At 61.3% G+C, this 13,565-nt stretch carries 12 protein-coding genes; 4 read left to right on the forward strand and 8 right to left on the reverse strand.

Annotated features, from left to right (window positions below; all coding sequences use genetic code 11):
• Positions 1 to 443 precede the first annotated feature (443 nt).
• Positions 444 to 875, forward strand: coding sequence for a VOC family protein (locus LMG28727_RS06590; protein WP_201641512.1), 432 nt, complete (start codon positions 444 to 446; stop codon positions 873 to 875).
• On the opposite strand, the gene LMG28727_RS06595 is transcribed toward LMG28727_RS06590, so the two are convergent.
• From LMG28727_RS06595 to LMG28727_RS06610, 4 genes are all read right to left on the reverse strand, one after another.
• A complete protein-coding gene (locus LMG28727_RS06595) occupies positions 872 to 1,996 on the reverse strand; it encodes an FUSC family protein (RefSeq protein WP_201641513.1) in 1,125 nt (374 codons plus the stop codon). The genes LMG28727_RS06590 and LMG28727_RS06595 overlap by 4 nt on opposite strands.
• Positions 1,997 to 2,247: 251 nt before the next feature.
• Complete coding sequence (mctP, locus tag LMG28727_RS06600; RefSeq protein ID WP_201641514.1) at positions 2,248 to 3,798, reverse strand: monocarboxylate uptake permease MctP; 1,551 nt, start codon at positions 3,796 to 3,798, stop codon at positions 2,248 to 2,250.
• Positions 3,798 to 4,037: a DUF3311 domain-containing protein gene (locus LMG28727_RS06605; RefSeq protein WP_201641515.1), complete on the reverse strand. Its 240-nt coding sequence runs from the start codon at positions 4,035 to 4,037 to the stop codon at positions 3,798 to 3,800. Before LMG28727_RS06605 ends, mctP begins: the two co-directional genes overlap by 1 nt.
• Positions 4,038 to 4,365: 328 nt before the next feature.
• Positions 4,366 to 5,301, reverse strand: a complete 936-nt coding sequence (locus LMG28727_RS06610; protein WP_201641516.1) for a class I SAM-dependent methyltransferase — start codon at positions 5,299 to 5,301, stop codon at positions 4,366 to 4,368.
• Between the two features lie 644 nt (positions 5,302 to 5,945).
• On the opposite strand from LMG28727_RS06610, the gene LMG28727_RS06615 reads away from it, so the two are divergent.
• Positions 5,946 to 6,881 carry a hypothetical protein gene (locus LMG28727_RS06615; RefSeq protein ID WP_236591638.1) on the forward strand — a complete coding sequence of 312 codons (936 nt, stop codon included), beginning with the start codon at positions 5,946 to 5,948 and terminating at the stop codon, positions 6,879 to 6,881.
• Positions 6,882 to 6,981: 100 nt separating this feature from the next.
• Here the strand turns inward: LMG28727_RS06615 and LMG28727_RS06620 are convergent, their stop codons facing one another.
• Positions 6,982 to 7,458, reverse strand: coding sequence for a DNA-deoxyinosine glycosylase (locus LMG28727_RS06620; RefSeq protein ID WP_201641518.1), 477 nt, complete (start codon positions 7,456 to 7,458; stop codon positions 6,982 to 6,984).
• The gene (locus LMG28727_RS06625) at positions 7,458 to 8,162 is read right to left on the reverse strand and encodes a chorismate--pyruvate lyase family protein (protein ID WP_201641519.1); all 705 of its coding nucleotides are present in this window, start codon (positions 8,160 to 8,162) and stop codon (positions 7,458 to 7,460) included. The genes LMG28727_RS06620 and LMG28727_RS06625 overlap by 1 nt, the downstream gene beginning before the upstream one ends.
• Before the next feature lie 257 nt (positions 8,163 to 8,419).
• Between LMG28727_RS06625 and LMG28727_RS06630 the strand changes: the two genes are divergently transcribed.
• Positions 8,420 to 8,926, forward strand: a complete 507-nt coding sequence (locus tag LMG28727_RS06630) for an OmpA family protein (RefSeq protein WP_201641520.1) — start codon at positions 8,420 to 8,422, stop codon at positions 8,924 to 8,926.
• Positions 8,927 to 9,339: 413 nt separating this feature from the next.
• On the forward strand, positions 9,340 to 9,612 hold the full coding sequence (locus LMG28727_RS06635) for a hypothetical protein (RefSeq protein ID WP_236591639.1): 273 nt from the start codon (positions 9,340 to 9,342) through the stop codon (positions 9,610 to 9,612).
• 148 nt (positions 9,613 to 9,760) lie between these two features.
• Here the strand turns inward: LMG28727_RS06635 and htpG are convergent, their stop codons facing one another.
• Entirely contained in the window at positions 9,761 to 11,659 is a 1,899-nt protein-coding gene (htpG, locus tag LMG28727_RS06640; protein ID WP_201641522.1) for a molecular chaperone HtpG, read from the reverse strand.
• Between the two features lie 218 nt (positions 11,660 to 11,877).
• Positions 11,878 to 13,332, reverse strand: coding sequence for an aminotransferase-like domain-containing protein (locus LMG28727_RS06645; protein WP_201641523.1), 1,455 nt, complete (start codon positions 13,330 to 13,332; stop codon positions 11,878 to 11,880).
• Between the last annotated feature and the right edge of the window lie 233 nt (positions 13,333 to 13,565).

Genomic DNA, 13,565 nt, shown 5'->3' on the forward strand with positions numbered 1-13,565 from the left:
CCGTTTGTCGTTTGCGCATGGCTGCGTTCGCGCCGTGGGTGGCTAACGCTGTTTGGCGTTTGGCCGTTTGCCGTTGGGCATTGCCGTTGGGCATTGGCCGTTTGCCGTTGGGCATTGGCCGTTGGGCGTTGGGCGTTGGGCGTCGGGCATTGGCCGTCGGGCATTGGGCATTGGGCGTTGGCCGTCGGGCATTGGGCGTCGGCCGTCGGCCGTCGGCCGTTTGTGCCGTTAGTTGCCAATGCGGTTTTCAGTTTGCACGCACTGTGCGCCGCGCGCCGTATGCCATTGCCCTTCACACTCGTCCCCCTCAAAACTCCCGCCCCACCCTACGCAATAACGTCATCCACCCCACTCCAACAGACGACTACAATCATCCGCACGCCCTTTCCGCTGCCATTTAGCGAGAAACACCGGCGCCGCTGGTCCAATTTCGGGAGACGATCATGTACGTTCAGCCTTACGTGTTTTTCAACGGCCGTTGTGAAGAAGCGCTCGACTATTACTGCGCGAAGCTCGGTGCCGAAGTGACCGTCAAGATGCGCTACAAGGAAGCGCCGCCCGACGCGCACAACCCGCCGCGCCCGGAGCTCGCTGAGAAAATCATGCACGCGAACCTGAAGATGGGCTCCACCAACTGGATGGCGTCCGACGGTAATTGCAATCCGAATGAAAAGATGAGCGGCTTCAGCCTGTCGCTCACCGCCGACGACGCCGCCTCCGCGAAAAAATATTTCGATGCACTCGCCGACGGCGGCCAGGTCGTCATGCCGCTTCAGCCCACCTTCTGGAGCACGGGCTTCGGCATGCTCGTCGACCGCTTCGGACTGATGTGGATGGTCTCGGAACCCGATCGCCCGGACTCACCACCGGCCTAAATCTTCAGCAAAGTCCGCGAATGCCGTTCGATGTTCCAGTTCGGCTCGGTCGCGAGCAACAGCGCGCGTAGCCGGTCCACCTGCTCCGCAAGCCGCTGGCCGAGCCAATAAGGCCCCTGAAGGTCGCCCGGCAGCGTCAACGCGATGTCCGAGTGGCGCTGCGCGAGCGGCGACGCAGCCGGAATGCTGAAATGCGTGACGCGGCCAAAGCGTAACGCGCGCGCCATCGCCAGCAGAATGCCACGCACGGCGCGCACCTCGACACCGCATTGCGCCGCGTACGCGGCACGCGCGGCGGCGTCGGCGTGCATCAGCGGCCCCGTCGCGAGCAATTCCAGCGCGCTCAACACCGAGCGATGCAGTCGCTGGATCTCCTCCAGCTTCAACTGCTGCACATCGATTTCCTTCGCCACCGACGGCATCAGCGAGCGCAACTGCACCAGCCGCCGGTTGATCAGTAGAAAGCGTTTGACCTGCTCTTCCTCGCTGATGCTGCCGCCGTCGATCAGCCGCGCGTAGATCGACGCGCACTCGCGCAGGTTCGCAGCGAGCCCGTAGCGCCACGAATAGGTGGCGTGCAGCGGCAACGCGAACGAAAACGCCAGCGCAATCACAATCCCGATCAGCACGTTGAGCGTGCGCCACAAGCCGACATCGATCAGATTGTCGCCATGGCCTGCGACGATGCACATCGTGATCGCCGTGAGCAACCCGATATAGCCGGACGACCCGATCGCGAACCACGCGCAGATCGCCGCGACAATCGCCATCAGCACATAGGTGAGCGGCAGCGAGCCGAGCAGATTCTGCTGCACGATCAGCAGCAGCCCGATCGTCGCGCCAAGCAGCGTTCCCGCCGCCCGCTCCGCCGCTTTCTTGCGGATATTGCCGTGGTGCTGCAAGCCGCCGATCACCACCAGCAACGTCACCGACGACCAGATGCCGTGCGGAATGTCGATCCCGGTCGTCGCCAGGATCGAGACCAGCATCGCGAGGCCGACGCGCAGACTGTGCAGCACCTTCGCGTGTCGATATCGGTAGTACGGCGACGTCACCGCGCGGACCATCCGGCTGAGCGCCGAGCGGCGCGGGATCACGGTGCGGGAATCGGCAGAGGCCATGGCGGCGCGACGAACGCGGTGATGGACGGTTCCGCTATCCTGCCCGGAGTGCGGGGTAAAGACAAACGCCACCACACACGCCCCGATGCGCCGTTGCGTTCAACACCCGCGCCAACCCGTGTGCGGCGTTCGGAATCGACACGTACAAACGCCCGCACGCTTTCGCGTGCAGGCGTTGTGTTGTCAGCGTGCCCCTGTCAAACGGGGCCACGCGAGCGCCATCGAAGCGGAGCGAATCCGCTCGATAAAGCTCAACCCTCGACCACGTCCAGATAATCCTCCGGACGGGTGCGGTCTTCGGCGCGCTGCATGCCGAACGCGCGTACCAGCAGGCTCACCACGACCGACACCACCAGGTTCACGATCAGCGACCACACCGCCGCATAGCCCGGGATTGCCATGCCGAACAGGTGGATCGTGAAGATCGAACTGGCCAGCTTCAGCGAAATCGCCATCCACGTGCCGGTTGCAATGCCGACCGCCCAGCCGATCAAGAGGCCGCGATAGTCGAGCACGCGCGTGAACAGCCCAAGCACGATGGCCGGCAGCGTCTGGATGATCCAGATGCCGCCGAGCAGTTGCAACTGGATCGCGTACGTAAGCGGCAGGCCGAGAATGAACGCGACCGCGCCGACCTTGACGATCAGCGACACCAGCTTCGCGACATTGGTCTCCTGCTCGTGCGTCATATTGCGGTTGATGAACTCCTTGTGCACGTTACGCGTGTACAGGTTCGCGGCCGCAATCGACATGATCGCCGCCGGCACCAGCGCGCCGATCCCGATTGCCGCAAATGCGACACCGACAAACCACGACGGGAAATAGTGCAGGAACAGCGCGGGCACCGCGAAGTTCGGGCCGAACGCCTTGAAGTACGGCGCGAATTCCGGCATGTCCTTCACGCCCGACGCGAGCGCCATGAAGCCGAGCAGCGCGAGCAGGCCGAGCACCAGCGAGTACGCCGGCAGCATCGCCATATTGCGGCGGATCGTGTTACCCGATTTCGACGACAGCACCGCCGTGATCGAATGCGGATACAGGAACAGCGCGAGCGCCGAGCCGACCGCGAGCGTCGCGTACGCGCTGTAGCCGTTCAGGCTGGACACGTCCGGCGACTTCAGCAGCAGCTTGGCGGGCGGCACGACACCGAAAATATGACCAAAGCCGCCCAGTTGCGGCGGAATCACGATGATCGCCGCGAAGATCGTCACGTAGATCAGGATGTCCTTGACCACCGCGATCATCGCCGGTGCGCGCAGACCCGACGTGTACGTGTATGCCGCGAGAATCGCGAACGCGATGATCAGCGGCAGATCGCCGACGAAGCCCGTGGTGTCGAAGCCGAGCGCGCCGATCACCACTTCGATTCCGACCAGTTGCAACGCGATATACGGCATGGTCGCGACGATACCGGTCAGCGCGATCGCCAGAGCGAGCATGCGGCTGCCATAGCGTGCCGACACGAAGTCCGCCGAGGTCACGTAGCCGTGACGTTTCGCAATACTCCACAGTTTCGGGAACACGACGAACGCGAACGGATAGATCAGGATCGTGTAGGGCAGCGCGAAGAAACCGGTTGCACCCGCACCGAACACCAGCGCCGGCACGGCGATAAACGTATACGCGGTGTACAGGTCGCCGCCCAGCAGGAACCACGTGACGACAGTGCCGAAGCGGCGTCCGCCCAGCCCCCACTCTTCCAGATGCGCGAGGTCGCCGCGCCGCCAGTGGGCCGCGACAAAACCGAGAATCGTGACGCCGATAAAAAACAACACGAAGACAAAAGTTGCGGTGGCGTTCATTATCGTGCGCCCCCTTGCGAACGGCTGTTTGAGCGCGTTTTGGTCTTGAAGTACACGAGCGCGGTAATGACCGCGCTGATCAGCACCCACAGAAGCTGGTACCAGTAAAAGAACGGGAAGTCGAACAGTTGCGGTTCGATCCGGTTGTACGACGGCACCCAGATCATCGCGATCCAGGGCAACAACAGCAGCCACAGCCAGTGCTTGCTGGCCTTGTTGGCGTCGGCGTCGTGAGCCATGACGTCTCCTCTTCGTATTATTGAAATGTCGGCCCGTGTTCGACGGGAGGTGAATCCCACACTGAAGGCCGCCCCGCGGGTGCCACGGGCGCCCCGAAAGCTTCGAAAGAGTATAGGAGTCGCAAATGCGCGGTCAAGCAGGGACGACCCGAGGCGGGACGGTGTTTTTGACAATGCTTTTTGATTGTTGCAGGCGGAAAACCGAGGCGCGGGAAGTTTGCCGGGGAGGCGTCGCGCGAGTATGGCGAGGGGTATGGCGAGGGGTACGGACGGGTGCGGCCAAGCCGCTGCCGGACGACCCATGACGGCAGTCCGGCAGCACCAACGATCAGATCGTGAACGACTCGCCGTTCTGTCCCGTCGATTCCTGCAGACCCTTGATCCACTTGCGCGCCGGCAAGCCGAGTTCCGCTTCGATCAGCTTCGCGCGCGCTTGCAGTGCGCTGAACGGCACGTCGAGCGCCGGACCCGAGAACGCAATCGCGATGCGGTTGCCGTCGTGCACTTCCGGCAGCGCGACCACGCGGCCGTCGAACGCTTCATTCAGACGCTTCATGTTGCGCACGAAGCTCGGATGATCGCCGAACAGATTCACCGTCGCCACGCCCGCGTCGGTCAGACACGCGCGCACCGCGCGGTAGAAGCCCACGCTGTCGAGCACCGGGCCGCGCGCGGTCGCATCGTAGACGTCGATCTGCAGCGCACCGATCGTGCCGTGATTGGCGCGGTCGTTGACGAAGTCCCATGCGTCGGTTTCGTGCACGGTCAAACGGGCGTCGTCCTGCGGCAGGCCGAACATCGCGTGCGCGGCGATCACCACGGCGGGGTTCACTTCCACTGCCTCGACCTTCGCGCCCGGCAGGAAACGGTATGCGAACTTGGTCAGCGCCGCTGCGCCCAAACCAAGCTGGACGATGCGCTTCGGCGTTTCGATGAACAGCAGCCAGGCCATCATCTGCTGTGCATATTCGAGCTCGATGTGATCGGGCTTGCGCAGACGCATCGCGCCCTGCACCCATTCCGTGCCGAAATGCAGAAAACGCACGCCGCCCTCTTCCGAGAACGTCACCGGGGCGAAACGCGGCTTGCGCGGCGTTTCGATTTGCGGCGCGTCGTGCAGGTCGTCGTCGCGCAACGCGCTTTTGAGGTTGCGTTCGGCGCGTTGCACGGTTTTCGCGGTTTTCTGTTTTCCGCCGACGCTGTCCGCGTCGCGGTTACGGAAGGCACGCGCCTCGGCCGAAGCGCGTTTGATCAATTTCGTCATGTGGGGATGTCGCGTTAGAGACGCAATTTTTGGTCGAACGAGAGCATAGCATTTGGCGCGGGCCGGTCCGGATTACCGGGCGCCGGCGGGCTTGGGTTTGGGCTTGAATGCGGGACTGTGGCTGGTCTCCTCCTGGCCCGGAAGCGAGCGCTCTTTGCGCGCACGGCGCTGCGGCAGCATGCACTCCGCTTGCACTTTGCCAATCCGCTCGATGCAACATTCACTCGACGCACGCGACATCCATTAACCGTGGCACCGGCAGGCGCCATGAGCTGTGTCTGAACATACGGCTCGATACGCTGAGTCCGGCAGATTTATCGACATCCAAGTATTTATTCAGGATCCCTAGACTCCTGAAAAGATGACAAGAAATTTCTTGTAATAAGCTTAATTCAATTGACATGTCAAATTTTCCGTTAGCTCCATTAGCATGAGCCCGAAATTACGTTACCTCCCTGCTTAATCAATAAAGGGACGGCAGAAACGGGTCTGACAAGGACATAATCAAAATGAAAGAAGCAAAAATAAAATTGCAAGCTATCCACACGCGCGTTGCTCTGGCCGTGACATTCATGGGAGCACTTTCGCTCACCGCGTGTGGCGGCGGAGGCAGCAGTAACGCACCGGCTACGACTCCGACCAACTTGAGCGCAGTCCAACAAAACTATGAGAATTTCTCGCTAGCCAGTAATGGCGGCGCGCATTATCTACGTGGTTCGCTGGTCATAACGACTTCGTCCACGGGCGCATTGAGCGTGAGCCCCAATAGTTCGTTCTTCACGCAAGATTCGAGCGTGCCGCAAAGCCCGGCAATAGGCGGTCCGCAAAAGTTGACGTCGGGTTCGTCGACAGTGGCTTCGGGATTTGCCGTGCCAACGCTCACCCCCGATCGCTATCTGGTGAATGGAGCCGTTGTGACTGAAGCCATTCCGGCTCAGATTCAGGTGAGTTACACCGGGGATAACGTCCAGGAAACCCAATACGCCACCGACGGCAAAACCGTCATCGAGACACTGCTCGGCACCAGTTACACGAACGTTCCTTTGTCCGGCGCGATTTCGGCTTCACCAACGGAATTATTCGACGACAGCGCAGTGGGCCTCATCACGAATACGATTAACGGCGCATCGCTGTACAGCAAATCGGCGAACTGGCAAGCGGGCGCAGCGTACACAAAAGTAACGAGACAAACGGTAGGCGACACAGTTTTCGTCGGCGATTGCGTAGCGCCCGCCACCACGGGAAACAACATCACGCCATGCAGCACGACAATCTCCACACTGGAAGCGTTTTTCCCCTTTACCAGCACCAACGACGGCAAGACCTATAACCTGAGCGACGGCCAGATCGTCACGCTGGCGGGCGGCATTCGCGCGTGGGTCGCCAACACGTTGATGAATACAGCGACGCCCGAGTACCGGGTTCTTTATCAAAACAACGGCGAGATTTTCGAGGGCGCGTTGATGAAGGACGGTACGACAATCGCGTTGTTCCCGTCCGGCAGCACGACGGCGCAGAATTTTTATATCTTCCTGAACAAGGCGGCGGTTCAGTCGATCTCGTCGGCTTTGACGTTCTGATGCACGCAGGATAAAGGCTTCGATTGAAGGACAGGTTTGCGAAAAGAGGCCCACCGTCGGACCTCTTTGTTCGCAACGCCTCGGCAGAACTAGCGAGCCGTCATTCGATGACAGCTCGCCACACCACCAGCTTCTGCTCAAACGAAAGCATCGCGTTTGCCGGACTGGAAGACGGCAGTATCAGCGTGTCGTAACCCGCCGCGCCGATCACCGGCGCAAAGCGGCCCGCAGTCTTGCCGTTGAAGCAGACTTTTGCAAGCTGCGGCGCATGCTCACGTAGCGAATCGAAATCGTTCGGCTGCGCATTGCGAATCGCCGAATCGAGACTCCCTTCCCGGTGACACGCATCGAGCACGTCCCAAATGCCGATGCCATGTGCGAGCACGCGCTTCAGTCGCTCGTCATAGGGCAACTCGTGCAACGAAGCCTCGCCGAGCACCGCGCCCAGAAGCCGCCAGAACTGGTTACGCGGATGCGCGTAATACTGCGTCGCCGCCAGCGATGCTTCGCCCGGAAAGCTGCCCAGAATCAGCGTATGCGTGTTTGCGGCGGCGACGGGAGGAAAGCCACGTAGCATTAGCGGCCTCGCTCGTCGGATGTGCGCAGCGGGGGATGCGCACGCGACGCCGTATGCTCGAGTGACCGTCCGTGCTCGCGCATGCGTGGATGCACTGCATGCGACGCTAAAGCAGCGACACGCTCATCCAGGCACTGCGCTCCACACGATGCGGACAAATGCGCCCAAAGCGACGGCAACATACATTCGGTCACCATCAACGGTGCGCCGTGCCGTTCGAACACCGAGCGACGCGCGAGCAACACGTGCGGCGACACGCCGCCGATCTCGTGCGCGGCCAACCGAAATAGCGGATGGCGGGCGCTCACCTTGCGACTCACCAGCGCCGAACGCGCAACGCTGCTGTCGCTGTATAAGAGCTCGGCGAGCGGCCGCGTACGCAAGCGCCGGGTAGCCTGCCATACGCCGACACTCGCCGCACGCGGCGTCACACTATGCGCGGCGACGAACGGCACGCCATCTACCGACAATACGACTTCACGCACCCACACGGGCGCGCGCGGTGCGATGCCAAGCGCGGCGGATTCATCCGCCCAAGGCAGCGCCACACGTTCGCGCGTGACACGCACGGCGACCGCACCCAGCGCGCGCAGATGCGCGGTTAGTGAACCGCCGCGGGTCAGCCAGTCTTTCTGGGCCGAACTAAAGCCTGGCGAGGGAGTGACGCGCCACTGGGCGTCGGCTGCATCGAAACGAATAGACATGGTATCGGATTATAACGGCGCGGCAGTCAGTGGATTTTCTGCCCGCACTCCCGTCTTTTCCGAACATCCCAGCGAATATTCCGCGCGACATCTCGATCAGAAAGAGAGGAACAATGCCACCGCAAACGATCGCTGTTTTCGGACCTCGCTGATTCCGCACGCTGACCGACCCACGTTAAAACCGTCGTGCTTGACAAAGCGGCGGCTCGCTCGCATTCGAAGAGCGCGCCATGTGATCGGATCAAAGGAGAGAAAACATGAAAACAGTCCTGCGCGTAACGGCATGTGCGTTGTCGGTCGTGCTGATGGCAGGGTGCGCAACCCCGTTGAAACGCGACACCGAAACCTCGCTGAACAATGCAGTGGGCATCGAAGTGAGCTCAGTCACAGACGGTGTCGCGGTCAAGCTGCCCGAATCCGCACTCTTCGACTTCAACCAGTCCAATGTGCGCGGCGACGCCACGGCGGTCATCAATCGCTCGGCGGTGCTGCTCACGCGCAGCAAGAAGCCGATCGTCGTCGAGGGTTACACCGACAATGTCGGCACACTCGAATACAACCAGCAATTGTCCGAAGCGCGTGCGACCTCGGTGGGCTACGCGCTGGTGGCACGCGGCGTGGCGATCGACCGTATTCGCACGAAGGGCAACGCCTATAACAACCCCGTTGCCAGCAACGACACACCTGAAGGACGCGCGTTGAACCGCCGCACGGAGATCATCGTGCGCGGTGAATCGATCGATACGCTGATGGGGAAGAAGTAAGTCACGGCTCGTTCGTGACATGGTGTTTCAGTGAAAGCGTGTCGGGCGGCCGTGCAGCGCGCGGCACGCTTTCAACGGCACCAGGGCAGCCAGCGAAATCGAGCGCTTCGCATCGCGCTAATGTGGCGGACTACCTGATCACACCAGGCCAACGTGCAGTTGCGTCGACCGCAGTGCGTAATCCAGTTTGCCAGGCGGTCCCTCTGCAATCGACACGCATTCCGCGAACGTGAACGTGAACGTGAACCCGAACGCGACAGCATCAGAGCGAACCAGACTTTCACAGTTGATGAATCTATCTCGATATAAGGCTATTGATAGATTTTAATTAGTTAACCATACTTAATTTCAAGTCACTTGAAGATCAGCCCTGATGACCAGTCAACTCATCAACAACCACCGTGGAGTTCAGTTTGACGACAAAAAATCTGACAGAAACATCCGATCGTCTCGCCCATCTCGCCGCTATTGTTCTACAGCGCACAGACGTTTCGCACGAAGAGAAGGAATTAGCGGGCTCGGCGTTGGCGCAACATCACACGTCGAAGCAAACCAGCAAGGTGATCGGCAGTCTCGCGGCGAAAATACTTGGCGACAAGAGCTCCTGCTACGAGGCGAAAGAACTGGCCGGTTGCGTACTGTCACAAGTGCGTCATGTTCAGGCGCAAACTTCCAACACGAACTAGGCGGCTGCCTGGCGTCTTTCGAACTGGGAGTCTGAATCTCCATCGGCTCAACCTCGCGAGACATCAGGGCAGGCAAAAAAAAGCGCTGCCGAAGCAGCGCTTTTTCCAATCACAAACACCGCGCGTCAACTCAACGCGATCGGCTCACTCAACCCGCACGCGCCAGCAACAAAGCATTGGTCCGCTTCACGAAGCTCGCCGGGTCTTCCAGCGCGCCACCTTCGGCGAGCAAAGCCTGGTCGAACAGCAAATGGCACCAGTCGTCGAAGTTTGCGCTGTCCGTGTGCAAGCCCTTCACCAGCGCGTGCTCCGGATTCACTTCGAGAATCGGGTGGAACGACGGCGCTTCCTGACCCGCCGCCTTCAGCATGCGTTGCAGATAGCCGCTCATTTCGTTGTCGTCGGCCACGAGGCACGACGGCGAATCGGTCAGACGGAACGTGAGACGCACGTCCTTGGCCTTGTCCTTGAGCGCTTCCTTCATCTTGTCGACCATCGGCTTGAACTCTTCGCCGACCTTCTCCTGCGCCTGCTTTTCCTCGTCGTTCAGCGCACCGAGATCGAGGTCGCCGCGCGCCACGCTTTGCAACGGCTTGCCGTCGAATTCGTTCAGGAACGACAGCATCCACTCGTCGACGCGATCGGTCAGCAGCAATACTTCCACGCCCTTCTTGCGGAACACTTCGAGGTGCGGGCTGTGGGTCGCGGCTTGCCAGGTGTCGGCGGTGACGTAGTAAATCTTCGTCTGTTCGGGCTTCATCCGCGCGACGTAGTCGGCCAGCGACACGGTCTGCTCCGGCGTTTCCGTATGGGTCGACGCAAAGCGCACGAGCTTTGCAATGCGCTCGCGGTTGGCGTGATCTTCACCGATGCCTTCCTTTAGCACCTGACCGAATTCCGTCCAGAAGCCGGCGTACTTTGCGCGCTCGGCGTCGTTATCCGAGTTGGCCAGTTCTTCCAGCATCGACAGCGAACGCTTGGTCACGCCATCGCGAATCGCCCGCACATCGCGGCTTTCCTGCAGAATTTCACGCGACACGTTCAGCGGCAGATCGCTCGAATCGACCACGCCCTTCACGAAACGCAGGTACGTAGGCAGCAATTGCTCGGCGTCGTCCATGATGAACACGCGCTTCACGTACAGCTTCAGGCCGCCGCGATGATCGCGATTCCACAGATCGAACGGCGCGTGAGCCGGCACGTACAGCAATTGCGTGTACTCGCTGCGGCCTTCGACGCGGTTATGCGTCCACGTGAGCGGATCCTGGTGGTCGTGCGACAGGTGCTGATAGAACTGCTTGTACTGTTCTTCAGTGATGTCGTTCTTCGAACGGGTCCACAGCGCGCTGGCCTGATTGACGCTCTCGTCTTCGTCCTTCGTGACCATCTCGCTCTTTTCCGCATCCCACTCTTCCTTTTGCATCAGGATCGGCAGTGCGACGTGGTCCGAGTACTTCTGAATGATCGACTTCAGACGATGCGACGACAGCAGATCATCCTCATCGGCACGCAGATGCAGCGTGATGGTCGTACCGCGCGCGGCGCGTTCGATCTGTTCAACAGCGAAGTCGCCTTCACCCGCGCTTTCCCAGCGCACGCCTTCCGACGCCGGCAAACCGGCGCGGCGCGTTTCGACGGTGATCTTGTCGGCGACGATAAAACCCGAATAGAAACCCACGCCGAACTGGCCGATCAGCGCGGCATCTTTCTGCTGGTCGCCGGACAGCTTGCCGAAGAATTCCTTGGTGCCCGAGCGCGCGATCGTGCCGAGGTTCGCGATCGCTTCGTCGCGGCTCATGCCGATGCCGTTGTCGTCGAGCGTAATGGTGCGTGCGGCCTTGTCGTACGACACGCGAATCCGCAGATTCGGGTCGTTTTCGTACAGCGCGCTGTTTTCGATCGCTTCGAAACGCAGCTTGTCGGCCGCGTCGGATGCATTGGAAATCAGCTCACGCAGGAAAATTTCCTTGTTGCTGTACAGCGAATGGATCATCAGTTGCAGAAGTTGTTTAACTTCTGCCTGAAAGCTCATGGTTTCTTGTGCCATGGTCGGACTTCCTCTCTGTTGCAAATGGGGTTCAGGTCAGGCGTGTTGCTCAGGCGCAAGCGCTGGCCGTGTGGCCTGCCGGGCAGACTACCCAGCCGGGGCCACGAGGCCTCGTGCCCGGCATCTTAAGCGATGCCCGGTGGCGGGCTACGTGGCCGGCTGCCGGACGCGCCGAAGCGCCGGATTGTCCGCCTAACTGGGGACAATCCGGCGCGTTTTCAAGAGGCGCGGCGTATCACGTTGTCGATATAGCGGCTCAGGAACGCCGCCAGTTCGGGATCGCCGCAGTTGGCGATATTGAAGCGCATCCACGTAGTCGGCGATTGCTGGGGCGAAAACAGGCTGCCGGGGGTGAGCAGAAAGCCCGCTTCGTGACCGGCCGCAGCGAGCGAGCTGGCATCGACGCCAGTGTCGGCCCACAGGAACATGCCGGCAGTCGGCGTCATGAAGAGTTTCATGCCGGTCTTTTCCAGCATCCGGATGGATTTTTCGCGTACGGTGTCGAGCCGGGCCCGCACCCGTTCGACATGCCGCCGGTAGTGCCCTTCGGTCAGAATCTTGTACAGCACGCGCTCGTTGAGTTCCGGGCTGGTCATGCCGACCAGCATCTTCTGATTGCCGACCTCCGTGGCCACTTCCGGCGCGGCCGCGATGAACCCGACTCGCAGATTCGGCGCGAGCGTCTTCGAAAAGCTGCCGAGGTAGATCACGCGTTTGAGCTGGTCGAGGCTCGCGAGGCGCGTGCCGGGAGAACTGGGCGGACACAGATCGCCGTATATATCGTCTTCGACGACGATGAAGTCGTACGCTTCGGCGAGTTGCAGAATGCGGAATGCCTGGGCGGCTGTCAGCGACGTGCCGGTCGGGTTCTGCAACACCGAATTGATCACCAGCATTTTGGGCCGCCACGTCTGCACCAGCGTTTCGAGCGCGTCGAGATCGGGGCCGTCGGGCGTATAGGGCATGCCGACCAGCCGCGCGCCTTGCGACGCGAAGCGGCCGAACATCTGGAACCACGCCGGATCGCCGACGATCACCGCATCGCCCGATTTCACGTAAATGCGCGAGATCAGGTCGATCGCCTGCGTGATGCCGGACACCATCACGATCTGATCGGGCGACGCGCCGATCTCCAGTTCTTCGAGCCGCGTCTGCAATTGCTGGCGCAGCGGCAGAAAACCCTGCGGCGTACCGATGCCGAGCATCTGCGCGCCGCTTTGCCGGCCGAGCGTGCGCAGCGCGTTGGTGATCAGATCGCCGTCGAGCCAGCGCGGCGGCAGATAACCGAGCCCAGGACTGCGTTCAGGCCGCGCGCCGGTGTACAGCATGTTGCGCAGCAGCCAGACCACGTCGATGGTGGGCGGCGCGGGCGCCGCCTCGGGCGCGCGAGGGATTTCCGTCACCGTTGCCCCGCCCAGCCGCTCGCGCACGTAAAACCCTGAACCGCGTCGCGACTCCAGATAACCTTGCGCGACCAGCCGCTCGTACGCCTCGACCACCGTGAAACGCGACACGTGTTTGTCGAGCGCGAGCTGGCGGATCGACGGCATGCGCATGCCGGGGCGGAACACGCGTTCCTCGATACGGCGGCGTGCCCACTGGACGAGTTGCTCGACCAGCGTCATCGACGTGGTGTCGTGCGGGACCGGGATCTGGGCAAGCGGGACGGACATGACGTGGCTCCAACTGTACCGAATAGTATCGAATCGATTGTACCGTTACTGTGCAGGTCGGCGCCGCTACATTCGAGATAACAAACGATGGCAACGCAGCGCAAAGACCGCCCGGGCACTCATCCCGGCGTTCGCGCGAGACCTGGCAAACCCGGGTCGATGCCATCGGCATGGCCCGCCGATCCGGCAAACGGTTATGCTTACGGCCCCGGCAGCGCTGCCGTCACACCTGG

It is taken from the genome of Paraburkholderia metrosideri (assembly GCF_904848625.1).
Lineage (GTDB): Bacteria > Pseudomonadota > Gammaproteobacteria > Burkholderiales > Burkholderiaceae > Paraburkholderia > Paraburkholderia metrosideri.

What these genes read in the sequence shown, in the direction of transcription:
- LMG28727_RS06590 (WP_201641512.1), top strand. Translation starts at nt 444, where the DNA reads ATGTACGTTCAGCCTTACGTGTTTTTCAACGGCCGTTGTGAAGAAGCG.
- LMG28727_RS06595 (WP_201641513.1), bottom strand. Translation starts at nt 1,996, where the DNA reads ATGGCCTCTGCCGATTCCCGCACCGTGATCCCGCGCCGCTCGGCGCTC.
- mctP (WP_201641514.1), bottom strand. Translation starts at nt 3,798, where the DNA reads ATGAACGCCACCGCAACTTTTGTCTTCGTGTTGTTTTTTATCGGCGTC.
- LMG28727_RS06605 (WP_201641515.1), bottom strand. Translation starts at nt 4,037, where the DNA reads ATGGCTCACGACGCCGACGCCAACAAGGCCAGCAAGCACTGGCTGTGG.
- LMG28727_RS06610 (WP_201641516.1), bottom strand. Translation starts at nt 5,301, where the DNA reads ATGACGAAATTGATCAAACGCGCTTCGGCCGAGGCGCGTGCCTTCCGT.
- LMG28727_RS06620 (WP_201641518.1), bottom strand. Translation starts at nt 7,458, where the DNA reads ATGCTACGTGGCTTTCCTCCCGTCGCCGCCGCAAACACGCATACGCTG.
- LMG28727_RS06625 (WP_201641519.1), bottom strand. Translation starts at nt 8,162, where the DNA reads ATGTCTATTCGTTTCGATGCAGCCGACGCCCAGTGGCGCGTCACTCCC.
- LMG28727_RS06630 (WP_201641520.1), top strand. Translation starts at nt 8,420, where the DNA reads ATGAAAACAGTCCTGCGCGTAACGGCATGTGCGTTGTCGGTCGTGCTG.
- htpG (WP_201641522.1), bottom strand. Translation starts at nt 11,659, where the DNA reads ATGGCACAAGAAACCATGAGCTTTCAGGCAGAAGTTAAACAACTTCTG.
- LMG28727_RS06645 (WP_201641523.1), bottom strand. Translation starts at nt 13,332, where the DNA reads ATGTCCGTCCCGCTTGCCCAGATCCCGGTCCCGCACGACACCACGTCG.